Annotated in this window: 18 protein-coding genes; 9 read left to right on the top strand and 9 right to left on the bottom strand. The window is 70.3% G+C overall.

Annotation, left to right across the window (positions count from 1 at the left end; translation table 11 throughout):
• Positions 1 to 20: 20 nt before the first annotated feature.
• Both IPM43_14940 and IPM43_14945 read right to left on the bottom strand, forming a co-directional pair.
• Positions 21 to 836 carry a formylglycine-generating enzyme family protein gene (locus tag IPM43_14940; protein ID QQS26484.1) on the bottom strand — a complete coding sequence of 272 codons (816 nt, stop codon included), beginning with the start codon at positions 834 to 836 and terminating at the stop codon, positions 21 to 23.
• 121 nt (positions 837 to 957) lie between these two features.
• Positions 958 to 2,001 carry a hypothetical protein gene (locus IPM43_14945; protein QQS24666.1) on the bottom strand — a complete coding sequence of 348 codons (1,044 nt, stop codon included), beginning with the start codon at positions 1,999 to 2,001 and terminating at the stop codon, positions 958 to 960.
• Between the two features lie 103 nt (positions 2,002 to 2,104).
• Between IPM43_14945 and IPM43_14950 the strand changes: the two genes are divergently transcribed.
• Together IPM43_14950 and IPM43_14955 are read left to right on the top strand one after the other, a co-directional pair.
• Positions 2,105 to 3,301, top strand: a complete 1,197-nt coding sequence (locus IPM43_14950) for a cytochrome P450 (protein QQS26485.1) — start codon at positions 2,105 to 2,107, stop codon at positions 3,299 to 3,301.
• 21 nt (positions 3,302 to 3,322) lie between these two features.
• Positions 3,323 to 3,904, top strand: coding sequence for a dihydrofolate reductase family protein (locus IPM43_14955; GenBank protein ID QQS24667.1), 582 nt, complete (start codon positions 3,323 to 3,325; stop codon positions 3,902 to 3,904).
• On the opposite strand, the gene IPM43_14960 is transcribed toward IPM43_14955, so the two are convergent.
• On the bottom strand, positions 3,895 to 6,249 hold the full coding sequence (locus tag IPM43_14960; GenBank protein ID QQS24668.1) for an arylsulfatase: 2,355 nt from the start codon (positions 6,247 to 6,249) through the stop codon (positions 3,895 to 3,897). The two genes, IPM43_14955 and IPM43_14960, sit on opposite strands and share 10 nt — an antisense overlap.
• Before the next feature lie 51 nt (positions 6,250 to 6,300).
• On the opposite strand from IPM43_14960, the gene IPM43_14965 reads away from it, so the two are divergent.
• Together IPM43_14965 and IPM43_14970 are read left to right on the top strand one after the other, a co-directional pair.
• A complete protein-coding gene (locus IPM43_14965; protein QQS24669.1) occupies positions 6,301 to 6,591 on the top strand; it encodes a chorismate mutase in 291 nt (96 codons plus the stop codon).
• A 2,259-nt stretch (positions 6,592 to 8,850) separates the two neighbouring features.
• Complete coding sequence (locus IPM43_14970) at positions 8,851 to 10,227, top strand: OsmC family protein (protein QQS24670.1); 1,377 nt, start codon at positions 8,851 to 8,853, stop codon at positions 10,225 to 10,227.
• 36 nt (positions 10,228 to 10,263) lie between these two features.
• On the opposite strand, the gene IPM43_14975 is transcribed toward IPM43_14970, so the two are convergent.
• A complete protein-coding gene (locus IPM43_14975) occupies positions 10,264 to 11,217 on the bottom strand; it encodes a TIGR03619 family F420-dependent LLM class oxidoreductase (protein QQS24671.1) in 954 nt (317 codons plus the stop codon).
• A gap of 72 nt (positions 11,218 to 11,289) precedes the next feature.
• Between IPM43_14975 and IPM43_14980 the strand changes: the two genes are divergently transcribed.
• Positions 11,290 to 12,081, top strand: coding sequence for an SDR family oxidoreductase (locus IPM43_14980; GenBank protein ID QQS24672.1), 792 nt, complete (start codon positions 11,290 to 11,292; stop codon positions 12,079 to 12,081).
• Between the two features lie 22 nt (positions 12,082 to 12,103).
• On the opposite strand, the gene ligD is transcribed toward IPM43_14980, so the two are convergent.
• On the bottom strand, positions 12,104 to 13,096 hold the full coding sequence (gene ligD, locus IPM43_14985; protein QQS26486.1) for a non-homologous end-joining DNA ligase: 993 nt from the start codon (positions 13,094 to 13,096) through the stop codon (positions 12,104 to 12,106).
• Positions 13,097 to 13,222: 126 nt separating this feature from the next.
• Here ligD and IPM43_14990 point away from each other — a divergent pair, with 126 nt between their 5' ends.
• From IPM43_14990 to IPM43_15000, 3 genes are all read left to right on the top strand, one after another.
• The gene (locus IPM43_14990; protein ID QQS26487.1) at positions 13,223 to 15,025 is read left to right on the top strand and encodes a biotin carboxylase; all 1,803 of its coding nucleotides are present in this window, start codon (positions 13,223 to 13,225) and stop codon (positions 15,023 to 15,025) included.
• A 90-nt stretch (positions 15,026 to 15,115) separates the two neighbouring features.
• Positions 15,116 to 16,033 carry a hypothetical protein gene (locus tag IPM43_14995; protein ID QQS24673.1) on the top strand — a complete coding sequence of 306 codons (918 nt, stop codon included), beginning with the start codon at positions 15,116 to 15,118 and terminating at the stop codon, positions 16,031 to 16,033.
• 44 nt (positions 16,034 to 16,077) lie between these two features.
• Positions 16,078 to 17,775, top strand: coding sequence for a formate--tetrahydrofolate ligase (locus tag IPM43_15000; protein ID QQS24674.1), 1,698 nt, complete (start codon positions 16,078 to 16,080; stop codon positions 17,773 to 17,775).
• Here IPM43_15000 and IPM43_15005 read toward each other — a convergent pair.
• Entirely contained in the window at positions 17,772 to 19,064 is a 1,293-nt protein-coding gene (locus tag IPM43_15005) for a DUF222 domain-containing protein (GenBank protein QQS24675.1), read from the bottom strand. The two genes, IPM43_15000 and IPM43_15005, sit on opposite strands and share 4 nt — an antisense overlap.
• 147 nt (positions 19,065 to 19,211) lie before the next feature.
• Between IPM43_15005 and IPM43_15010 the strand changes: the two genes are divergently transcribed.
• Positions 19,212 to 19,955 (top strand): radical SAM protein, encoded by a 744-nt coding sequence (locus IPM43_15010; protein QQS24676.1) that lies wholly within the window; start codon positions 19,212 to 19,214, stop codon positions 19,953 to 19,955.
• Between the two features lie 3 nt (positions 19,956 to 19,958).
• Here IPM43_15010 and IPM43_15015 read toward each other — a convergent pair whose 3' ends face one another.
• From IPM43_15015 to IPM43_15025, 3 genes are read right to left on the bottom strand one after another with little or no spacing between them, the layout of a single operon-like run.
• A complete protein-coding gene (locus IPM43_15015; protein ID QQS24677.1) occupies positions 19,959 to 21,278 on the bottom strand; it encodes a GTPase in 1,320 nt (439 codons plus the stop codon).
• Entirely contained in the window at positions 21,278 to 22,204 is a 927-nt protein-coding gene (locus IPM43_15020; GenBank protein QQS24678.1) for a carbamate kinase, read from the bottom strand. Before IPM43_15020 ends, IPM43_15015 begins: the two co-directional genes overlap by 1 nt.
• A 2-nt stretch (positions 22,205 to 22,206) precedes the next feature.
• Positions 22,207 to 23,391 carry an amidohydrolase family protein gene (locus IPM43_15025; GenBank protein ID QQS26488.1) on the bottom strand — a complete coding sequence of 395 codons (1,185 nt, stop codon included), beginning with the start codon at positions 23,389 to 23,391 and terminating at the stop codon, positions 22,207 to 22,209.
• Positions 23,392 to 23,409 lie beyond the last annotated feature (18 nt).

The following is a 23,409-nucleotide window of genomic DNA, read 5'->3' on the forward strand; positions in this document are numbered from 1 at the left end:
CCCCCCAACATGACCGTGGATCAGACCTCGGCAGCAACTCGGAATCCGAGGTTGCCGCTGCTCGAGTCGGGTGTGTTGCTGCTGCGGGCGTCCACCCGGTAGCGCCGGCAGTACGACGCATGGCACAGGTAGCTGCCGCCGCGCATCACCCGTGCAGAGCCCGTCGCCGGGCCGGTCGGGTCGTCGCGCGGGCTCTGCCCGTACCAGCCGGCGTCGAACCAGTCGCCGCACCACTCCCACACGTTGCCGCACATGTTGGACAAGCCGTAGCCGTTCGGCTCGTAGCTGGCCGCTGGTGCAGTGCCCGAGTAGCCGTCGGCGGCGTCGTCGCTGATCGGGAACTCACCTTGCCAGACGTTCATCCGGTGAGCTCCGCCGGGCTCGAGTTGGTCACCCCAAGGGAAGGGTTGGCCGACGAGGCCGCCGCGAGCGGCGTGCTCCCATTCGGCCTCGGTGGGCAGGCGGGTACCCGACCACGCGCAGTATGCGTGAGCGTCGAGCCACGAGGCATGGACGACGGGATGGTCGTCGCGCCCCTCGAGCCCGGAGTGCGGTCCCTCCGGTCGGCGCCAGCTTGCTCCGTAGACCTGGCGCCACCACTCGGCGCCGACCACTCCGCGCGTCGGTGGGAACTCGTCGGGAAGCAGGCCGGCGAACACGAACGACCAGCCGGTCCGCTCGGCGTCGGTGACATGTCCGGTGGCGTCGACGAACTCCGCGAAGCGCGCGTTCGTCACGGCGACAGTGGCCAGGCGGAACGGCCGCAGCCGCACCTCGTGCACGGGCCATTCTCCGTCGGCGGGGTAGCCGTCACCGCGGCCGTTGCCCATCAGCATCTCCCCGCCCGGGATCAGCACCAGATCGGGTTGCCGGCCACCGGCCGGCACGCAACAGTCGCCCTCTACCGTCACGAGCCGGCACCGTATCGGATCAGGCGTCGCCGTCGATCCGGACCGCTCAGCCGGGCTCCGCCGCCGGCCGCAGTGTCTGCTGGAGGTGGTTGATCACCATCGGGTGACGCCAGTAGTGGCTGGCTCGGTGTCGCATGATCTTGTCCTCACGCTCGCCGGCGTGCAGCTCGACGTCCACCGGAGCGGAGCCGTCGTGCAGGCGGAACACCGGCTCGGCGATGTAGCCCCACGGGTCGAGGGGCACGAAGAAGTTGGTCCACGAGCGGATCGACGGGGGCAGCACGGCGTGTTGTTCGGCGTCGTACATCGCGAGGCTCGGGGGAGAGCAGCCGATGGCGTGGAAGTACGGCGCGGTGCACCCGCACGAGATGAGCTGGTCGATGTGCAGCTGAGGGTGGCCGCCGACGGAGAGGTCGAACGCCACCGACCCGCCGAGGCTGTGGGTGACGACGCTCAGCGGGGTCTCCGCCAGGCCCCACCCTGGTGCCTCGCGCATCAGGGTCTCCCATACCCGGGCATGGATCTCGGCCTGGCGGCGCTGGTACAAGATGACGTCTCCGGCGAAGTTCGCCGCGGTCGCCAGGTACTGGGCACGCACCGCCCGGTACAACCCGGCGAGCACCCTGCGCCGGGCCGCGCCGGACTGGCGTCGCCAGTTCTCCCCGAACCGCTCCACCATCGCGTCGAGGTCTCGCTCGGACCAGATCCGCCGCACGCGGGCGAAGGCGCGCTCCGCGGCGCTGCTGTCGTCACCCGCCCCGAAGGCCTCGTCGACGGCGGCGTCCACGGCAGCGTCCGGCGAGGCGTCGTCCATCTGCTGGCCGTCGTCGAGGAACCCGCCGGCTTCCGCGTCGTCGCCCGCGTCCGCGCGCCCACCGGCAGACCAGGCGGCATACGGCAGTACACGCTCGACCGCCTCGGCCGGACGGGCGAGATCTCCCCAGAAGACGGGCACGAAGCGGCGCTCGACCCCGACGGCTGCTGCCAGGCGGGCCACCTCTGCCGCGAAGTTGTCCCTATCGCGCACGGCCGCGCCGTGCACCACGAGAACGGGAGCGAGCCCGAGATCTTCTCCTTCGGCGCCGACCACCGCCCCAAACTACGATGGCGCTCGACCGATCGGGGGCGATGTGGCCACAGCAAGCACGGGTACCGGGTACGACCATGGCGGGGGCGAGCCGAGCAGCGGCAGTCTGCCGGTGACGGACTGGGCGACCGACTACGACATCTTCGACGACGGCTACGTCCGTGATCCGTACGGCATCTGGGATCAGCTGCGCTCGGTCTGCCCGATCGCTCACACCGAGCGCTGGGGTGGCTCCTGGTTGCCGACGACGTATGCCGACGTGACGGCGATGGCCCGCAACATCGAGGACTTCCCCTCCGGCAACGGCATCGCCGTCGTGCCGCCGCCCGATGCCGGTCTCACCGTGGGTGCTCCCGCTCTGCCGTCGGGGGTGCCCCCGATCAGCGCCGACCCGCCGCTGCACACCTGGACGCGTCGGCTGATCCTGCCGTCGATGGGTCCAAAGCGCGTCGAGGAGTACGAGGTGCTCACGCGGGCGCTGTGCCGCCAGCTGGTCGACGGCTTCATCGCCGACGGACAGGCTGACGCGGCTGCCGACTACGCGCAGCAGATCCCGGTGAGGGTCATCGCGCACATGCTCGGAGTGCCGCCGGAGATGTCCGCGACCTTCACCGGCTGGGTACGCGACGTGCTCGAGTTCGCGTTCGACTCGGAGCGCCGCGTGCACGGGATGGTCGGGATCGCCACCTACCTGCGTGAGGTGATCGCCGAGCGCAAGGTCAACCCCGGCGACGACCTGATCAGCGAGCTGCTCGTGGCCGAGGTCGACGGCGCGCCGGTGGAGGAGACGACGGTGCTCGGGATGGCGGTGCTGCTGTTGATCGCCGGCATCGACACCACGTGGTCGGCGATCGGTTCGTCTCTGTGGCACCTCGCCACGCACCCCGACGACCGGCGGCGTCTGGTGGCCGAGCCCGAGCTGCTGCCGACGGCGATCGAGGAGCTGCTGCGTGCCTACTCGCCGGTGACGATGGCCCGCCGCCTCTCCTACGACCTCGAGTTCCAGGGTTGCCCGATGCACGAGGGAGACCGGGTGCTGATGAACTTCCCCGCCGCGAACCGCGACCCGGCCGTGTTCGAACGCGCCGACGAGGTGGTGCTCGACAGGGAGCACAACCGCCACGTGGCCTTCGGCGCCGGCATCCACCGCTGTGCCGGTTCGAACCTGGCTCGGATGGAGCTGCGCGTCGCCCTCGAGGAATGGCTCGCGCGCATCCCCGAGTTCGAGGTCGTCGATCCCGACGCGGTCACCTGGGCTGGTGGCCAGGTCCGCGGGCCGCGCAACGTCCCGGTCGTCTTCTAGAGGGGTGACGAAAGAGCGGTCTTGGCGAAGCTGATCTACGCGTCGAACATGTCGCTCGACGGCTGCACCGAGGACGAACATGGCGCCTTCGACTGGGCTCCGCCCGACGACGACGTCTTCGCGTTCATCACCGAGCTCATGCGGTCCGCAGGCACGTATCTCTACGGGCGACGCATGTACGAGACGCTGGCCGTGTGGGAGACCGACCCCACCCTGGCCGCGCAGTCAAGCCTCATGGCCGACTACGCCAGCGCATGGCAGGCGGCGGACAAGGTCGTCTACTCCTCCACTCTGGCCGCGCCGTCCACTGCGAACACCCGGCTCGAGCGCCGCTTCGACCCCAGCGCGGTACTCGATCTGAAGTCTGCCGCCAGTACCGATCTGTTGGTCGGCGGCCCGCACCTCGCCGCACAGGCTCTCGTCACCGGGCTGGTCGACGAGCTCGCCCTGTTCGTCTGGCCGGTCATCCTCGGTGGGCGTAACCCCGCACTGCCAACCGACACCCGCGCCGATCTCGAGCTCATCGACGAACACCGATTCAGCAGCGGCGTCGTCCACCTCCGCTACCGCCTGCGCCAACAGCTCGGCGGCACTCACTCGTAGCGGGTGCCGGCCTCACGCAGGTAGTCGACCCAGCGTGTCGCCGCGTCGGGCGCGAGCTCGCCCGGGCGGTACGTGACCGAGCGCAGCGCGCCGGTGTACGGGAACGTGCCATGACGCTCGAAGAGCTCCCACGACACGGGCGAGCGGCGATCACATCCCACGTCGATGCCCTCGAACGGAGCCATCGCGGTGAGCGTGCGCAAGTCGTCCACGCGCGTCGAAGGCCCGCCGTCGACGCTCAGCTCGGCGTGCCACACGAACCCGCCCGGGCTGTGCATGACCAGCTCGATCCGCGTTGCGCCGCGCGGCATCGCAACGCACTCGACGTCGCGCATCTCGCCGTAGCCGTTGTGGACGTAGCGCAGGTGCTGGCGCTCCACGTACACGGCGTAGCCCCCGCCCTGATCGCCGTGGGCGACGAGGATGCCCTCGTCGCCGGATTGCCAGCCCGGCTCGGCGAGCGCGATCTCGACGGTGAACGACCGGAAGTTGACCAGCGCGAGGCTGCGGTAGCGCTCCAGCGTCGGTGTGCCGGCCACGATCGTGCACGGCTCGGCAAGCTGGTCGTCCCACGGCGGGCGCAACACGTGCTTCAGCGCGCTGCCCTCGTCGAGGGGGAACACCTGGTTCGCCCAGGCGGCAGCCTCCCAGGCCGCGCCCAGCTCGGCGGCGGTGTCCGGGTGCACGCTCGCGAGGTCACGTGATTCGGTCGGGTCCGAATCCAGGTCGTGCAGCTCCCAGCGCTCTTCGCTGAACGGCGTACGCGGCTGGCGGCTGATCGACACCGACCATCCGGCGCGGTAGAAGCCGCGGTTCCCGCACATCTCGTAGTACTGCTCGGTGTGGGTGGATGCTGCACCGGGAGCGGTGAACGACGAGGCGAAGCTGGCTCCGCTGCGCTCCGGGCTCGGACGGCCATGACGGTGGGTGGGGACGTCGAAGCCGGCGAGCTCGGCCAACGTCGGCAACAAGTCGGTGACGTGCTGGTACTGGCGGCGCAGACCGCCGCTCAGCTCAGGTGACAGGCCACGCGGCCACGACACGACGAAGGGCACCTGGTGGCCGCCCTGGTGCGCGCTGATCTTGTAGAGCCTCCAGGGGGTGTTCGACACCATCGCCCAGCCGCGCGGGTAGTGGGCGAGCGCCTGCGGGCCGCCGAGCAGCCCGAGCCGGGCGTGGTCGACGTCGACGTCTTCCAGACCGGTGTCGATGTGCTGGGCGCTGAGGGTGCGGAAGTACGCGCTCGTCCCGTTGGCGAGACCCTCGCGCGAGCCGCCGTTGTCGCTCGTGAACACCACGATCGTGTTGTCCCACTCGCCGAGCTCCTCGAGCGCCGCGCGCAGGTGACCGAGGCTCTGGTCGACGCTGTCGACCATCGCCGCGAAGATCTCCTGGTAGCGCGCGAACAGCTCCCGCTGAACGTCGGTCAGCTCTTCCCACGGGGTGACGTCGAGATCGGGCTCGGAGTTGCGAGGCGGCAAGACGGTGCCCTCCGGCAGCAGCCCCGTTTCCACCTGGCGCCGGAAGCGTCGCTCGCGGATCTCGTCCCACCCGGCTTCGTAGGCGCCGCGGTACTTCTCGAGGTCTTGCGCCTTGGCCTGCAGCGGGGCGTGGACCGCCCCGTGGGAGAAGTACATGAAGAACGGCTTCGTCGGATGCGAGCTACGCAGCTCACGCACCATCTTGATCGCCCGGTCGGTGATGTCGTCGGTGAAGTAGTAGTCGTCGGGGTAGCGATCGACGTCGACGACGTGGTTGTCCTCGTACAGCCGGTGAGGCTGGTGGAAGTTCGTGAACCCGTCGAGGATCCCGTAGAAGCGGTCGAAGCCGCGCTGCAGCGGCCACGAGTGCCGCGGCCCGGCGTCGGAGGCGTGGGTGTCCTTGCAGAGGTGCCACTTGCCGACCATCAGCGTCGCCCAACCACGGTCGCGCATGATCTCGGCCATCGTCGCGGTGTCGTCGCGCAGCTCCATCGCGTAACCGGGGAAGCCGGGGTCGGCATGGGCGACGTAGCCGACGCCGGCGAGGTGGTGGTTGAGCCCCGTCAAGAGCGACGCCCGCGTCGGCGAGCACATCGGGTTGGAGTGGAAGCTGGTGTAGCGCAGCCCCTCCGCGGCGAGCCGGTCGATGTTGGCGGTGTCGATCTCGGAGCCGAAGCAGCCGAGGTCGGCCCAGCCGAGGTCGTCGGCGAGCACGACGATCACGTTCGGGGCGCCGGCGGGAGCGACTGGAGGCACGGGCCACGACGGCTCGGACGTGGCGAAGATGCGTCCGACCGTGCCCTCGAAGCCCTCGTACGCCTGCGGTGCGCGACCGGCGTCGGTGTGCTGCCCAGCTTCCCCCACGAGGTGCCATCTTGCCACCCGAGTGAAGGCCCCGGCGCTAGCGTCGGAAGGATGCACGACGACCGGCTCGACGCCTACCGCGCGAGCATCGACAACATCGACGCGGCGCTCGTGCACCTGCTCGCCGAGCGGTTCAAGATCACCATGGACGTGGGGCGCTACAAGGCCGAGGTCGGCCTGCCTGCTGCCGACCCCGAGCGCGAAGAGCTCCAGGTGCGTCGTCTGCGCTCGCTCGCGGTCGAGTCGGGCCTCGATCCGGCGTTCACCGAGAAGTTCTTGAAGTTCATCGTGGCCGAGGTCATCCAGCATCACCAGCAGATCGCCGATGGCGATCTCGTCTGACGGCGCCCCCCCGGCAGCGAGCGGGGAACACCCTCACGCGGCAGATGCCGTCCCTGAGCGCGCCCAGGTGGCCGAGGACGGGCTCACCGCGGCCGAGGTGTCCGAGCGCATCGCCCGGGGGGAGGTGAACCGGGCCGACGAGCGCAACAGCCGGACCATCGGCGAGATCGTCCGCGCCAACGTGTTCACGCGCTTCAACGCGCTCCTCGGAGCCATCGGGGCGGTGGTGCTCGCGGCGGGTCAATGGCGTGACGCGCTGTTCCTCGGAGTCGTCGTCGTCAACTCTGCCATCGGCATCGTCCAGGAGCTGCGCGCCAAACGCACCCTCGACCACCTCGCGGTGCTGAACGCCCCGCGCGCCGTCGTGCGCCGCGACGGTGCGGAGGTCGCCCTGCGTGTCGAAGATGTGGTGCTCGACGAGTTGATCGTGCTCGGTGCAGGAGACCAGATCGTGGCCGACGGGCGCGTGCTGCAATCGACCGAACTCGAAGTGGACGAGTCCCTGCTGACCGGCGAGGCCGACCCGATCGCCAAGCTGACCGGCGAGCCCGTGCTGTCGGGCAGTTTCGTCGTCGCCGGCCGGGGCGTGATGCAGGCGACGCGGGTGGGGATCGACTCCTACGCCCAGCGCCTGGCGAGCGACGCCAAGCAGTTCGCCATGGCCCACTCCGAGCTGACCGCCGGCACCAACTTGTTGCTGCGGTGGATCTCATGGACGGTGGTGGTGCTCGGCCCGCTCCTCTTCTGGAGCGAGCTCCGCCAAGACCAGTCGTGGCAGGAGGCCGTCACCGCCGCCGCAGCGGGGCTCGTCGGGATGGTGCCCGAGGGTCTGGTGCTGCTCACCACTCTCGCGTTCGTCGTCGCCGTGGTCACCCTCGCGCGCCACGAAGTGCTCGTGCAGGAGCTGCCTGCAGTCGAGGGCCTGGCCAGGGTGGACGTCGTCTGCCTCGACAAGACCGGCACGCTGACCGAAGGCAGCATCCGCCTCGGCGAGGTGCTGCCCACTGACGGGGTCGACGAAGACCTGGTGCGCCAGGCCCTCGGCGCCCTGGCCGACGATCCGGCACCGAACTCGACCCTGGCCGCGATCGGTGCCGAGATCGCGCCGTCGGGTTGGCAACGCGAGTCGGCAGTGGCCTTCTCGTCGGCACGCAAGTGGAGCGGTGCCTCGTTCGCCGATCGGGGAACGTGGGTGCTCGGTGCACCCGAGATCGTGCTCGGTCACCTCGACGGCGGCCACGAGGTGCGCCGGCGAGCCGACGACTTGTCCGACCAGGGCCGCCGCGTGGTGGCGCTCGGCAGGTGCCAGGGGCCCCTCGCCGACGACACGCTCCCCGGCGACATCGAACCGGCGGCGCTCGTCGCATTCGACGAGCGAGTGCGCCCCGATGCGCCCGAGACGCTGCGCTACTTCGCCGAGCAGGGAGTGGTGCTGAAGGTGATCTCCGGTGACAGCCCGCGCACGGTTGCCGCAGTCGCCGTTGCGGCAGGTCTCGACACCGCCGGTGCCTCCCCGATCGATGCCCGCGACCTCGGCGACACGCCCGACGAGGTGGCCGACGCAATCGAGGCGCACCACGTCTTCGGGCGGGTGACGCCCCAGCAGAAGCGGGCGATGGTGCAGGCGCTGCAGGCACGCGGCCATGTCGTCGCGATGACCGGCGACGGTGTGAACGACGCCCTGGCCTTGAAGGATGCCGACGTGGGCGTGGCGATGGGCTCCGGTGCGGCGGCCACCAGGGCGGTTGCTCAGCTCGTGCTGCTCGACGGGCGTTTTGCCCGCATGCCTGCTGTGCTGGCCGAGGGCCGGCGCGTGATCGCCAACATCGAGCGCGTGGCGAGTCTGTTCGTGATGAAGAACGTGATGTCGGCGCTGCTGACGGTGACGAGCGTCGTCGCCTCGTTGCCCTACCCGTTCCTGCCCCGGCACCTGACCGTGTTCAGCACGCTGACCATCGGTGTTCCCGCGTTCTTCCTGGCGCTCGCGCCGAACCGCCGCCGTTACGTGCCGGGCTTCTTGCGCAGGGTGCTGTGGTTCTCCGTGCCGGTCGGGGCGGTGATGGCGGCGACGGTGCTGGCCTCTTATGCCGCCTCACGCGCGCTCGACGCCACGGGCGAGCAAGCGCGCAGTGCCTCCCTGCTCGCCGCGATGGCGCTTGGGTTCACAGTGCTGGTGCTCGTCGCGCAGCCACTGAGGCCCTGGAAGGTGGCACTGATCGGCGCGCTCGTCGGCGTCTTCGTCCTGCTGCTCGCCTGGCCATGGGCGCGCGAGCAGCTCGCCTTCGATGCACCGCTCGACACCGTGTGGCCGGTGTTGCCGATCTCGGTCGTCGGTGCGCTGGGAGTGATCGCCGCGGGGGTCGGCGGTGCGAGGTTCGCCGAGCGCCGGCTGCAGCAGGCGGCGGTGTCGTGAACAGCCGCATCGAGCGGGTCACCTTCCTCGGGAGCCAGGGCGGCGAGCTCGCCGCCCGGCTGGACCTGCCGGCGACCCCGCCGCGGGCGATGGCGCTCGTCACCCATTGCTTCACGTGCAGCAAGGAATCCGCGGCCTCGTCGAAGCTGGCGACCACCCTGGTCGAGCACGGCTTCGGCGTGATGCGCTTCGACTTCACCGGCCAGGGAGCGAGCGACGGCGAGCTAGCCAACGCTGGCTTCGCCTCCAACGTCGACGACGTCGTCCTCGCGGCCGATTGGCTGGGCAAGAACCACCGCTCACCCCAGCTTCTCGTCGGGCACTCCCTCGGCGGCGCGGCAGTGATAGCTGCGGCGCGGGTGCTGCCCGGCGTGCGGGCCGTGGCCACCGTCGGCGCGCCGTCGAACCTCGACCACCTGATCGGGCTGCTCGGCGGTGCCCGTGCCCAGATCGAGCGCGACGGCGTAGCCGAGGTCGTGATCGCCGGGCGTACGTTCCCGGTGCGTCAGGGCCTGCTCGACGAGATGGAGGGGGTGCGGCTGCTCGACCAAGTCCGCCACCTCGGTCGTCCGCTGCTCGTCCTGCACGCAGCCGAGGACGAGGTCGTCGACGTCACCCACGGCGAGGCCATCTTCGCCGCGGCCGCCCATCCGAAGGGCTTCGTGTCCCTCGACGGCGCGGATCACCTGCTGACGGACAGGGCACACGGGGCAACGGCTGCCCGGCTGATCGCCGCGTGGGCGCAGCGCTACGTGGTCGACGAGCGTGGGTTCCACGAGCCGCCGCGGCCGACGTCCCAGGTGGTGGTCGCCGAGACCGGCCAGGGTCGCTACCTGAACCACGTCGTCGTCGGCGCGCACCGCTTGTTGACGGACGAGCCGCAGTCGGTGGGCGGTCTCGACGCCGGGCCCTCCCCGTACGACCTGGTGGCCGCGGCGCTCGGCGCCTGCACGTCGATGACGATCCGCATGTACGCGGAGCGCAAGGGGTGGCCGTTGGAGCGTGTGCGCGTAGAGGTCGACCACGCGAAGGTGCACGCCGAGGACTGCGCGAAGTGTGAGGAGGGGAGCGAGGGGCGGATCGACGTCTTCGAGCGGGTCGTCCACCTAGAGGGGGTGCTCGACGAAGCACAGAGGCGTCGGTTGCTCGAGATCGCCGACCGCTGCCCGGTGCACCGCACGCTCGAGTCGTCGTCGCAGATCTTCACCCGCGCCGGACCCTGACCGGCCGGCCGGCCGACGATCGGGCCGGCCGACGAGCTAGCCCTCGTCGACGAGCGGCACGACCTCTTCGGCGAACGCGGAGAGCTGGTCGAGGTACTCCGCCTTGGTGCGACCGCGGACCTTCAGGTGCACGACGTTCGCTCCGACGGCGCGCGCGGCGCGGATGTCGGCGGCGAGTGCCTCGGCCCCGACGAGGGCCACGGGCGCAAGCCCGTCGGGCGGCGCGCCGGTGAGGTACGACCATCCGGGCATGTACCCGATGTCGAACGTGGCCCCGGCGCGGCCGGCCTCTGCCGCCCCGGCGTGGATCGTGTCGATGATCTCGGGATACCGGTTCACCGGGTTGGCCATCGGGATGTAGCCGTCGCCCCGCCGGCCGACGCGCCGCCAAGCGGCCGGCCCGATGCCGCCGACCCAGATCGGCAGCGATCCGGCGACCGGCGACGGTGCGACGCCGACACGCTCGTAGCTGTAGCGCTCGCCGGAGAAGCTGACATAGGGCTCGTCCCAGACACCGTGCAGGGCGTCGAGGGTCTCGTCGAGCAGCCGGCCGCGCCGGTGGAAGTCGACGCCGAGCGCACGGAACTCACCCTCGACGTGCCCGGCACCGACGCCGAGGATCGCCCGCCCGCCGGACAGGTGGTCGATGGTGCCGAACGACTTGGCCGTCTGCAGCGGATGGCGGTAGGCGGCGATCCACACCACCGACAGCAGGCGCACTCGCTCGGTGTGGGCGGCGAGGAACGCGAGCGTCGCGATCGGGTCGTACCAGGTGGTCGTCATGCGGGCGGCGTAGTCGTCGTCGGGGATCGCGACGTGGTCGCAAACGCCGACGAACGAGTGCCCCGTGGCCTCGGCGTGGCGGGCCACGTCTACCAGATCGGCCACCGTGGCATCGTCTTCCCACGGGTCGGCGAGGGTGCGGGTCAGCGTCTGGATCGGGAGCTGCATCCCGTAGATCCAGCCTGACTCCCCGGTGATGGCGCCCATGACGTGTCGTGACCTCCCCGCAGTGCTGGCGACGACCGTAGCTGGCGGTGGTGGCGGGGCAATGATGGCGGGATGGGACAACTCGTTGGGAAGGTGGCCGTCGTCACCGGCGGCGGCGACGGCATCGGGCGGGCGATCGTGCGCAGCTTCGCGGCCGAGGGTGCACATCTGCTCGTGGCCGACGTTGACGAGGCGTTGGGAGCAGAGGCCGTAGCGGAGGCGAGCGCTGCGGGAGCGGAGGCGCGCTTCGTGCGTACCGACGTGGCGGTGCGTGGAGATGTGGAGGCGATGATCGCCGCCACGCTCGACACCTGGGGTGCCGTCGACATCCTCGTCAACAACGCCTGGGGCGGCGGCTCGCTCGGCCGGGTGGAGACGAAGTCCGCCGAGCAGATGGCGCACGGGATGGCGGTCGGCTTCTACGGGCCGCTGTGGGCGATGCAGGCGGCGTTCGCCGGGATGCGGGCCAGGGGCTGGGGACGGGTGGTGAACATGTGCTCGCTGAACGGCGTGAACGCCCACGTCGGCACCCTCGAGTACAACTGCGCGAAGGAGGCGCTGCGCACCCTCACCCGGACGGCGGCGCGGGAGTGGGCGAAGTACGGCATCGTCGTCAACGCGGTCTGCCCGGGGGCGAAGACGGCGCCGGCGAGGGCGCTGGCAGACGCGATGCCGGAGATGTTCGCCGAGATCGAGGCCGCGAACCCGATGGGACGACTGGGCGATCCCGACGCCGACATCGCGCCGGTGGTGCTGTTCCTCGCGAGCGAGGCCTGCCGCTACATGACCGGCAACACGCTGTACGTCGACGGTGGCGGCCACATCAACGGTGTCGCCTGGGTGCCGCCGTTGCCCGACAGCTGACCTCTCATCGGCGTCATCGGCGTCATCCCGGCGCCGGGCGAGGCTTGCGGGCCCTGCTCGGCGCGACGCGGGCCGCCTCGCCAGGCATCTTCGGGTACACCGGCGGCCACGGCGCGTCCGGCAGGCCGGCTTCCTCGTCGCGCCGAATCCAGGCGAGCAGCGGGGTTAGATCGTTCGGGTGATCGTCGATCGACGCCCAGGGATCGCCTCCTGCGCGGAGGCGCTCGGGCACGGTGGCGATCGTCAGGCTCTCCGGGTCTACCGCGTCCAACTCAGACCACTCGATCGGCGTCGATACCAGCGCGTCGGCGCGGGCACGAACCGACCAGGGGGCGAAGACGGTCTTGTGCGGGGCGTTCTGGTTGAAGTCGACGAAGATGCGCTTGCCGCGGTCTTCCTTCCACCACTGCGCCGTGAGCAGATCCGGGCGCCGGCGTTCCAGCTCACGCGCCGCGGCCACGGCGGCCGATCGCACCGCGTACGAGTCCCAGCAGTGGGCAAGGCGCAGGTACACGTGGATCCCGCGCGAGCCGGTGGTCTTCACGTAGCCGACCAGGCCCAGCTCGTCGAGCAGTTCCCGCACGACGTGGGCGGCCTCGACGGCCATCGTGAAGGTGGTTCCCGGCTGGGGGTCGAGGTCGAGGCGCAGCTCGTCGGCCAGCTCGTCGGCGGTGCCGTCGGGCTTCACCCGCAGCGGCCAGGAGTGGAACCCCAGGCATCCGAGGTTGACCGCCCACACGAGGTGGGCGATGTCGGCGACGACCAGCGCGTTGGACTTGGTGCCGTTCGGCGTGGAGACCTCGGTGGTGGTGAGCCACTCCGGAGCCGAGTCCGGCACGCGCTTCTGGAAGAACGATGATCCCGTCGCGCCGTTGGGAAATCGTTGCAACAGCACGGGACGATTGTGCATCTGCAACATGACTGCGTCGGAGATGGCGAGGTAGTAGCGAACCAGATCGAGCTTGGTCTCACCGCGAGCGGGGAAGAACACCTTGTCCGGGTTCGTCACGAGCATCTCGCGCCCGCCGGCGTCGACGGCGACCGAAGGACTGCTCTTCTCCCCGGAGGTGGGCACCTCCGCGAGCGTACGCCCTTGCTACCGTCGCCCGCAGTGGCTGACGAGATCGACGTGATCGCCCCGATGCAGGGCACGGTGATGGCCGTCGAGGTGGGCCCCGGGGACAGCGTCTATCCGGGCCGTGTCGTGGTGGTGCTGGAGTCGATGAAGATGCACCACGACGTCGAGGCGCACGACCAGGGGATCGTGCTGCGCGTCATGGTCGGCGTCGGCGACACCGTGCTGGCGGACCAGGTGCTGTTGTCGCTCCAGCACGCCGACGTCGCCGCCGTGGCGGCAGGCCCTGTCGCCGAGGTCGACCCCGCCCACGTGCGCGCCGATCTGGCCGAGGTGGACGCGAGGAGACACGGCACCCTCGACGAGTCCCGCCCGGAGGCCGTGGCCCGCCGGCGCGCGGTGGGGCGCAGGACGGCCAGGGAGAACCTGGACGATCTGGTAGATCCCGGCTCGTTCGTCGAGTACGGCCCGATGGTGATCGCCGCTCAGCGCCGCCGCCGGGCGCTCGACGACCTGATCGCACGGACCCCCGCAGACGGCATGATCGGTGGCATCGGCCGGGTCAACGGCGAGCTGTTCCCCGGTCGTGGCGGCCAGTGCGTGGTGGTGTCGTACGACTACACCGTGCTCGCCGGCACACAGGGCACGCAGAACCACCGCAAGAAGGACCGCCTGTTCGATGTCGCCGAGCAGCTTCGGCTGCCGGTGGTCTTCTTCACCGAGGGCGGCGGTGGCCGACCGGGCGACACGGACGGGCTGGGGGTGTCGGGGCTCGACTGCTGGGCGTTCAACTACTTCGCCCGGCTTTCCGGGCTGGTCCCCCTCGTCGGAGTGAACGCCGGGTACTGCTTCGCCGGCAACGCGGCGATCCTCGGCTGTTGCGACGTGGTCATCGCCACCGCCGACTCGAACATCGGCATGGGCGGGCCGGCGATGATCGAAGGCGGCGGCCTCGGCGTGTTCGCTCCCGGCGCGATCGGGCCGATGGACGTGCAGGTGCCGAACGGGGTGGTCGACATCGCCGTCGCGGACGAGGCCGCAGCGGTCGCGGCTGCGAAGCGATACCTCGCGTACTTCCAAGGCTCCCTCGACACCTGGGAGTGCGCCGACCAGCGGAAGCTGCGCTCGGTGATCCCCGAGAACCGCCTGAAGAGCTACGACGTCCGCGCCGTTCTGGAGCTGCTCTTCGACAGCGGCTCGGTGCTGGAGCTGCGCCCGGCGTTCGGGCTCGGCATGGTCACCGCCCTCGCCCGCGTCGAGGGGCGCCCTGTCGGCGTGATCGCCAACAACCCGAACCACCTGGCGGGCGCGATCGACTCCGACGGGTCGGACAAGGCGGCGCGCTTCTTGCAGCTGTGCGACGCGTTCGACCTGCCGGTGGTCAGCCTGGTGGACACGCCGGGGATGATGGTCGGCCCGGAGGTGGAGGCGACCGCGCTCGTCCGCCACTGCTCGCGCCTCTTCGTCACGGGCGCGAACCTCACCGTGCCCGTGGTCAGCGTCGTGATCCGCAAGTCGTACGGTCTCGGGGCGCAGGCGATGATGGCCGGGAGCACGAAGGCGCCGCTCGCCTGCGTGGCCTGGCCGACGGGGGAGTTCGGCGGGATGGGCCTCGAGGGAGCAGTGCGCCTCGGCTACCGCAAGGAGCTCGCCGCGATCGAAGACCCCGAAGAGCGCGAGGCGGCGTTCGCCGAGATGGTGGCGAGGCTGTACGAGCACGGCAAGGCACTGTCCGTCGCCACGCACTTCGAGATCGACGACGTGATCGATCCCGCCGGCACCCGCCGCTGGATATCGGCCCTGCTCACCTCCGCAGGAGCGCCGCCCGCTAGGACGGGGAAGAAGCGCCCGAACGTCGACACCTGGTAGGCGCGCCCGCTGGGACACACGCTCAAGTCCCGCCTGACCAGGACCGATACCTTCAACCAGGACGGGTGGGTAGGCGAAGGGTAGGAGCAGATGGACGAGCCGCGCTTGCGCAGTGGGCCGACATGGCCCGCGCCGCAGTGGCCCGCGCCGAGCGGGCCGGCGACGACCGAGTTGGCGCCGAGCGAGTTGGCACTCGCTCAGTCGCCGTTCGACGACGACGACGTGTTGCCTGTGCTCGCGGCCTCCAAGCCCGCGGCGCAGAGGCGTACCGCGGCGGCACTCGCCGCGGTCGCAGAGGATCCCGATCCGAGCACCGCGGCGACCGTCACTGCGCAGACTCGCGACGAGTACTGGGCCGCGCAGGAGGAGCACGCTCGCCAGATCGAGTCGCAGTTCCTCACGCAGCGCGCTTCCTCCGGCGTGGTCAAGGGGCCAAAGGTCGTCGCGACCCGTCGGCGCAAGAGCCGTAAGCCGCTGGTGCTGCTCGGCGTGCTCGGCCTGGCGGCGGGGGCGGCTGCCGGGGCGATGCTGCTGCTGGGCGGCGACCGCGACCCGGACCCGGCGACGACGCCTTCGTCGGTTCCCGGCGACCGCCGTGATGCGCCTGCCGATTCGGTGACCCTGCCCGCGTCGGCCGTGTTGCCGACGAGCTCCTCCGGCGACCTGAGTGCCTCGCTCGTCGCCGTCGACGACCCGTTCCAGTACGGCCTCGGGCAGGCTCCAGACGGCGTGCGCTTCGTCGCCGTGGAGGCCGACCTGACGAACGTGGGCGAGGGCCTGGTCGAGATCGACGCCCCGATGGCCGCGGCCCTGCGCGATGCGGCGGGCGAGCTGTGGCCCCTGGCACCGGCACCGATCGACGGCCTGGGGGAGGCAATCCCCGTGCTCGGCCCCGGGATGACGGTGCATTCCACGTTGGTCTTCTCCGTCGGCGAGGACGCGACCGAGCTCGAGCTGGTGATCAGCGTCCCGGGAGCCGACGAACCACTGGTGTTGCGCCTCGGCTGACTGCAGACGCATCAGCCTCCCTGTGCTGAGTACCGTTCGCTGCCGTGACCATCCCCAGCGATCTCGCCATTGCCCGCGCCGCGCGCCTCGCCCCCCTCGACGAGATCGCCGGCCGCCTCGGGCTCGGCGCCCATCTACTCGAGCCCTATGGGTCGGGTGTGGCCAAGGTCGATCTGGCGGCGATCGAGGAGCTGGCCGATCGGCCTCGTGGCAAGTACGTGCTGGTGACCGCGATCAGCCCGACCCCGCTCGGTGAGGGCAAGACGGCGGTAGCCGTCGGGCTCGGTCAAGCGCTCGGCGTCCTCGGCCGCAGCGGCGTGGTCACTCTCCGCCAGCCGAGCATGGGCCCTACGTTCGGCATCAAGGGCGGGGCCGCCGGTGGTGGGTACAGCCAGGTGGTGCCGATGGAGCGGCTCAACCTGCACCTCACCGGCGACATCCACGCCGTCACGGCTGCGCACAACCTGCTCGCGGCGATGCTCGACGCCCACCTGTTCCACGGCAACGCTCGCGGGCTGGACCTGCATGCGATCGACTGGAAGCGCGCCCTCGACGTGAACGACCGCGCGCTGCGCTCGATCGTGGTCGGCCTCGGGGGCAGGCTCGACGGCGTCCCCCGGCAGAGCGGTTTCGACATCACGGCCGCGTCCGAGGTGATGGCCGTGCTCGCCTTGGCGACCTCACTTGCCGACCTCCGTGCTCGGCTCGGGCGGATCGTCGTCGGTTACACGGCGTCCGGCGAGCCGGTGACCGCCGAAGACCTCGACGCCGCGGGGGCGATGGCGGTGTTGTTGCGTGACGCGCTCCGACCGAACCTGATGCAGACGCTCGAGCAGACACCGGTGCTCGTCCACGCCGGGCCGTTCGGCAACATCGCCCACGGCTGCTCCTCGGTGGTCGCGGACCTGATCGGGCTACGGGCGGCCGACGTGGTCGTGACCGAGGCCGGTTTCGGCAGCGACATGGGCGCCGAGCGGTTCTTCAACATCAAGTGCCGCACCGCCGGCCTGGCACCCGATGCGGCGGTGGTGGTCGCCACCGTGCGGGCGCTGAAGGCCCACAGCGGTGGCCACCGCGTGGTGGCCGGCAAGCCCCTGCCGGAAGCGATGCTCGCCGAGCGGCCCGACGAGGTGCATGCCGGCATCGCCAACCTCGTCGCGCACATCGAGAACGTGCAACGACACGGGGTGACGCCGGTGGTCGCGATCAACGCGTTCCCGACCGACCACCCGAGCGAGCACGCAGTCATCCGTGAGACCGCGGAGCAGCTCGGGGTGCGGGTGGCGGTGACGACGAACGTCGCCGAAGGTGGCAAGGGAGGCGCCGAGCTGGCGGAGGTGATGCTGGAAGCCGCGAACGAGCCGTCTTCATTCCGCTTCTTGTACCCCGACGAGGCGACGCTGCGGGAGAAGATCGCGATCGTCGCCACGCAGGTGTACGGCGCCGACGGGGTGGACGAGGAACCGGCCGCAACCCGGGCGCTCGACAGGCTGGAGGGGCTCGGGTACGGGCACCTACCGGTGTGCATCGCGAAGACGCACCTGTCGCTCTCCCACGACCCCACGCTGCTCGGACGCCCGCGGGGCTTCAGGCTGCCGATACGCGAGGTGCGGGCGTCGATCGGCGCCGGCTTCGTGTACCCGATCTGCGGGACGATGTCCACGATGCCCGGCCTCGGCGCCCACCCGGCGGCCGAGCACATCGACATCGACGCCGACGGCCAGATCGTCGGCCTGTCCTAGCCAGCGGCTCCGTCGTCGTCGTTGTCGTCGTCGCTCTCGTCGTTGTCGTTGGCTGCGTCTTCGGCGGCTTGTGCTTGTTGGTTGCGCCAGCGGATGAGGGCGCGGAGGCGGTCGAGGTCGTCGATCGGTCTCACGGGTTGGGGTTTGATCTGGTGGTGGTCGCTGACGTCGGGGTGGCGGTTGTGGAAGGCGCATAGCAGTCTCCCGTTGAACTGGCTGGTCGGCCCGCCGTCACGCCAAGCGGTGATGTGGTCGACGTCGCAGCGTTCCACGGTCTGGTAGCAGCCGGAGCTGTGTTGGCAGCGGCGGTCGCGGACTTCGATCGCGCGGCGTAGGGCGCCGGTGAAGCGGCGTTTGTGGGTGACGGCGATGACGGTGGTCTTGTTGTCGAAGATCACCGATTCCACCAGTGCGTCGTTGACCAGTCCGGCTGCTTGGCCGGGGGTGATCACCGTGCCGTTGGACAACTCACACATGTGCCGCAGCGTCTCGTCGCCGACGAGCACGGTGACCAGTGGCCGCTGCCGACCGGTCTTCGACGCGGCTGATCGTTTGGCCATCTCCACCAACGCCGCCGCCCGCCGCTGAGCAGCGGTTCTCACGACCAGTTGCGCCTTGTCGGCGAGCAGCAGTTGGCGTTCCAGGCGCTGTAGTTCGTTGGTGAACACCGCCCCCGATATTGCGTCGAGCTGGCCGTTGATCACCACCGTGCCGTCCAAGGTCGCGGACGCGTGCAACGTGTTGGCGCTCTCGTTGCGTTCGGCTTCTTCCTCGGCGGCGGCGGCGTTGGCGCGTTGGCGCCAGTACTTGATGAGCCGTTCGGCGTCGGGGAACGGCAACCGGGCGCATTGGTCAACGAGCCATTCCTCGCTGTCGGCGAACGCGGCCTGGCAGGGTTCCTTGCGCGCCTTGGCGAACAGGTACACGTGATCCAACGACAGCCGACCGGCGGTGATCGCGGCCGCAGCATGACGCATCACCGCCAGATCCCTTGCCCTGGCGAGCTCCACCCGCGCCGAGTGCGTCGAGCTGTTCGTCTCCCGCGCCAGGCGGTGAGCGGGGCTGCGCGACCCGTCGCCGGCCCACACCCCACGCGTATCCCAGCGCCGAACGACAGCGGCGCGGGCCACCCCCAACCGCGCCGTGCAGCGCTGCACCGCGACCGTCAACGCATGCAATCTGTCGTCAGACAGACCGACGAGGTCGAGACTGGACAGTGCATCGACACCGGCGTTCAAGACCGCCAGCGCCTCTTCCTCGACCCCTACAACCCCAACTACGGGTTCCATAGACACAGTATACGAACGTATGTTCGTCTCGTCAACCTATGAACGGAGAATCTCAAGGACGGCTGCCGGAGCCGACGATCCGCAGCCTTTCGGACGTCGGGTCGATTGGCCCTTGCGTTCCGACGCATGTTCACGAAGGCTTTCGCCATGGAGCTGAACGCCACGGGGGCGCGGCGGGGCTTGATCGTCGACACCATCGAGTGCTCACGCGTCGACGGGCCTGGGGACCGCTTTGTGGTGCTGCTGCAGGGCTGCACCTTTAACTGCCTGGTGTGCCACAACCCAGAGACGATTCCCCGTCGCGTTCTGGCCGACTCCCGCTGGATCGACGTTGATGAGCTGCTCGGCGAGATCCGCGTCGCCGCCCCGACGGTCTCGGGCATCACCGTCTCCGGCGGCGAGGCGACGTGCCAGTGGCCGTTCGTCGCCGAGCTGCTGCGCGGTGTCAAGAGCGACGCCGAGCTGGCGCACCTCAGCTGCTTCGTCGACACCAACGGCGATGCTGCCGAGCACGTGTGGGACGCGCTCGGGCCGTGGATGGACCAGGCGATGGTGGACCTGAAGGCGTTCGATCCCGACGTGCACCAGTTCCTCACCGGGCGGGGAAACGAACGGGTGCTCAACACGATCCCGCTCCTCGCCGCCCGCGGTCAGTTGTACGAGGTGCGCCTGCTGCTCGTGCCCGGCGTCAACGACGACGACGCCCAGCTACTGCGCACCGCGGACTGGCTGCACCAGGCTGCCCCTGGGGTCCCGGTGCGGGTGGTCCCGTTCCGCCAGGGCGGAACGCGCGCGGTGGCCGCGGTTCTCCCAGAGATGGATGCCGATCAGCTTCGTCGCGCCGCGGCGACGTTGTCGCTCGCGGGCATCACCGAGGTGTTCGCCGCCTAGCCCTCAGCGCCAGCGGTCGATCCACGGGGTGAGGATTTCGGTCATGTCGGGACGGCCCACCTCGGCCAGCTCATAGCGGGCGTGGCGAACGGGTGCGGCCACGTGCAGCACACGGCGCAGGTCGATCGGGGTGCCGGTGACGACGACGTCGGGACGGCAGGCGTCGATCGTGGCCGCCAGGTCGGCGAGCTGCCCAGCTCCGTAGCCCATCGCCGGCAAGGCCACCCCGAGGTGCGGATACTTCGCGTACGTCTCGGCAAGTGCACCGACGAGGTGGGGGCGGGGGTCGACGAGGTCGACCGCACCATGGGCACGCGCGGCGACGGTGCCGGCGCCGAAGGCCATCCCGCCGTGGGTGAGCGTCGGCCCGTCCTCGACCACGAGCACTCTCGCTCCGGCGAGCGCCGGCCCGTCCTCCAGGGTCACCTCCGAGGCAGCGGCGACGAGCGTGGCCGCGGGGTTCACCGAGCGCACCGCGGCGATCGCGGCCGCGGTCTGGTCGGGCGTGGCGCTGTCCACCTTCGACACCACGATCACCTGAGCCCGGCGCAGGTTCACCTCGCCGGGGTGGTACGCCAGCCCGTGCCCGGCGCGCAGCGCGTCGTCGACGGTGATCCAGAGGTCCGGGCGGAAGAAAGGCAAGTCGTTGTTGCCGCCGTCCCACAGCACGACGTCGGCCTCGGCCTCGGCGGCGGCGAGGATCGCCGCGTAGTCGACACCTGCGAACACGAGCAGGCCGCGCCGCACCGGCTCCTCGTACTCCTCGCGCTCTTCGATCGTCGGATCGCTGGCGTCGATGTCCGCCAGCGTCTCGAAGCGCTGCACGCGCATCGCCAGCAGGTTGCCGTAGGGCATCGGGTGGCGCACGAGCGCGACCCGCAACCCGGCGGCGCGGAGCAGCTCGCCGATGCGCCGACTCGTCTGGCTCTTGCCGGTGCCGGTGCGCGTCGCGCACACGGCGATCACCGGCTTGTCGGAGCGCAGCATCGTCAGGTCGGGGTCGAGCAACCTGAACCCCGCTCCCGCGGCCTGCACGCGGGCGGCGAGGTGCATCACGGAGGCGTAGGAGAGGTCGGAGTACGAGAGCACGACCTCGTCGACTGCGTGGTCGGAGACGAGCTGCTCCAGCTCCTCCTCCGGCCTGATCGGGATCCCCTCCGGGTAGCGCGGGCCGGCCATCTCGGCCGGGAAGCGCCGGTCGTCGATGCCGGGGATCTGGGCGGCGGTGAACGCGACCACATGAACGTCGGGGTCGTCGCGGAACACGGTCATGAAGTCGTGGAAGTCGCGGCCTCCCGCACCAAGGATCAGTATCCGGGGCATCAGCACTCTCCTGCACTGTCGGGGTGGTGGTCGCTGCCGGCGATGCAGCGCGTGCCGGCTCGCCCGGCGACGACGTCGGCCGCCTGGTCGAGCGCACCGATAGCCGCGAAGCCACCGGTCGCCTCGGCGAACTGCAGCGCCGCCTCCACCTTCGGCGCCATCGATCCCGAGGCCAAACCGAGCTCGTCGGCCGTACACCGATCGAGCGTGGGCACAGCGCGGGCATCGTTGGTTCCGAAGTCGACGTAGACGGCGTCGACGTCGGTGAGCAGGATCAACGCCTCGGCGCCGATGTCGATCGCCAAGCGGGCGGAGGCGAGGTCCTTGTCGACCACGGCTTCGACGCCGTGGTGGCCGTCGACGTCGATCGCCACCGGTACGCCTCCGCCGCCGGCACAGACGACGACCACCCCGGCGTCGACGAGAAGCCTCACCACCGGGCACTCCAGCACCGCCAGCGGCACCGGCGACGCGACCACGCGGCGCCATCCGGCGCCGTCGGGAGCGACGTGCCATCCGAGCTCGGCGTGCAGGCGCCGCGCCGTGGCTTCGTCGAGTACCGGCCCGATCGGCTTCGTCGGTGTGGCGAAGGCAGCATCGGCGGGGTCGACCAGGGTCTGGGTGACGAGCGTGGCGACGTCGCGCCCGGGGACGGCGTCGCGCAGCGCGAGCGTCAGCTCGTGGCCGATTGCGCCCTCGGTCTGCGCGCCGAGGATGTCGAGGGGCACGTCCTGCTGGAGCGCCGCCAGAAGGCCGACGTGGGGTCCGTTGCCGTGGGTGAGGACGAGTCGTGAGCTGGCCGCCAGCGGGGCAAGGGCCGCGGCCGCGGCGCGCGCCCTCACCAGCTCACGCCTCGGCTCTGGCTCCTCGCCGCGGCGCAGCAGCGCGTTGCCGCCGAGTGCCACCACGACCACCGGTGGAGCCATGCTCAGACGGGTCGCAGCGTGTTGAGCTCGGTGACGTTGTCGAGCAGGATCCGCTTGCGGTCGGCGGGGTCGAAGGCCTTCAGCTCGGTCACGTAGTCGAGGGGTGCCGGCATGCCCTCGATGTGTGGCCAGTCGGAGCCGAACAGCACCCGATCGGTGCCCATCACCGCCGCCACCTGGTAGACGTCGTCCTCCCAGAAGGGATTGATCCACCAGTGTCGCCGCAGTGTCTCCACCGGGTCGTCGGCGAAGTATCCGGGCATCTTCTTGGCGGTCGAGGTGAGCTTGGCCCGCAGGTCGGGCAGGAACTCCGAGCCGTTCTCGATGCTCGCCATGCGCAGGTTGGGGAAGCGGTCGAACAGCTTCTCGAACACCGAGGTGATGACGAAGTCGTGGGCCGCGCGCTCGATGCCGAAGCTCTTGATGCTCGGCTTCCAGCGGCCGCCGGAGAACTGCGCCGAGAACGCGTCGTTGGCGTAGCCGTTCGAGGAGTAGCCGCTGTCACCGGCGTGGATCACGACGGTGATGCCGGCCTCGTTCACCCGGGCCCAGAAGGGATCGAACATCGGGTCGAACGGCGACCTCTGCCCGGTTGCCGTGGTGGGCGCCGCCGCGCGCATCACGATGACGCGGGCACCCTCGCACAGCGCCCACTCCAACTCGTCGACCGCCCATTGCACGTCGGCGAGCGTCAGGTAGGGACCGGCGAAGATGCGTCCGTCGTGGTCGAAGCCCCAGTCCTCGACCAGCCAGCGGTTGAAGGCGGTGTAAGTGAGGCAGACGGCGTCGGGGTCGTGCTTCAACAACTCCTCGTAGAGCATGCCGAGGGTGGGGAACAGCCACACCGCCTGCAGCCCTTGCGCATCCATCGCCGCCAGCCGCGCGTCCCTGTCGCGATACTCGGGCCGGATCGGCTCGCGCTCGGCGAGGTACTCCCACGGCTGCCTGCCGCTCGGGTTACCGCGGAAGTACTCGTGCATCGCGCCTGCGGGCGCCACGGGGTCGAACGTCGGGTTGGTGACCGCCCTGCTCACGACGCCGCCGACCACCAGGTAGCGGCGCTTGTCGATTTCGCACCACTGCACGCAGCGAGGACCGAGGTTGGGGTCGAGGTGCCGGGTGAACGCGTCGACGGCCTCGTAGTAGTGGTTGTCGCAGTCGAACGGCGAGAAGCCGAGGTTTTCCAGGTCTTCTGTCGTCATGGT

This window comes from Actinomycetota bacterium, assembly GCA_016700055.1.
In the GTDB taxonomy this organism is placed as follows: domain Bacteria; phylum Actinomycetota; class Acidimicrobiia; order Acidimicrobiales; family Ilumatobacteraceae; genus Kalu-18.

What these genes read in the sequence shown, in the direction of transcription:
- IPM43_14990 (QQS26487.1), top strand. Translation starts at nt 13,223, where the DNA reads ATGCAGGGCACGGTGATGGCCGTCGAGGTGGGCCCCGGGGACAGCGTC.
- IPM43_14980 (QQS24672.1), top strand. Translation starts at nt 11,290, where the DNA reads ATGGGACAACTCGTTGGGAAGGTGGCCGTCGTCACCGGCGGCGGCGAC.
- IPM43_14970 (QQS24670.1), top strand. Translation starts at nt 8,851, where the DNA reads ATGGGCGCGCGAGCAGCTCGCCTTCGATGCACCGCTCGACACCGTGTG.
- IPM43_14940 (QQS26484.1), bottom strand. Translation starts at nt 836, where the DNA reads ATGCTGATGGGCAACGGCCGCGGTGACGGCTACCCCGCCGACGGAGAA.
- IPM43_15015 (QQS24677.1), bottom strand. Translation starts at nt 21,278, where the DNA reads ATGCCCCGGATACTGATCCTTGGTGCGGGAGGCCGCGACTTCCACGAC.
- IPM43_15010 (QQS24676.1), top strand. Translation starts at nt 19,212, where the DNA reads ATGGAGCTGAACGCCACGGGGGCGCGGCGGGGCTTGATCGTCGACACC.
- IPM43_14965 (QQS24669.1), top strand. Translation starts at nt 6,301, where the DNA reads ATGCACGACGACCGGCTCGACGCCTACCGCGCGAGCATCGACAACATC.
- IPM43_15020 (QQS24678.1), bottom strand. Translation starts at nt 22,204, where the DNA reads ATGGCTCCACCGGTGGTCGTGGTGGCACTCGGCGGCAACGCGCTGCTG.
- IPM43_14995 (QQS24673.1), top strand. Translation starts at nt 15,116, where the DNA reads ATGGACGAGCCGCGCTTGCGCAGTGGGCCGACATGGCCCGCGCCGCAG.
- IPM43_14975 (QQS24671.1), bottom strand. Translation starts at nt 11,217, where the DNA reads ATGGGCGCCATCACCGGGGAGTCAGGCTGGATCTACGGGATGCAGCTC.
- ligD (QQS26486.1), bottom strand. Translation starts at nt 13,096, where the DNA reads ATGCTCGTGACGAACCCGGACAAGGTGTTCTTCCCCGCTCGCGGTGAG.
- IPM43_15005 (QQS24675.1), bottom strand. Translation starts at nt 19,064, where the DNA reads ATGGAACCCGTAGTTGGGGTTGTAGGGGTCGAGGAAGAGGCGCTGGCG.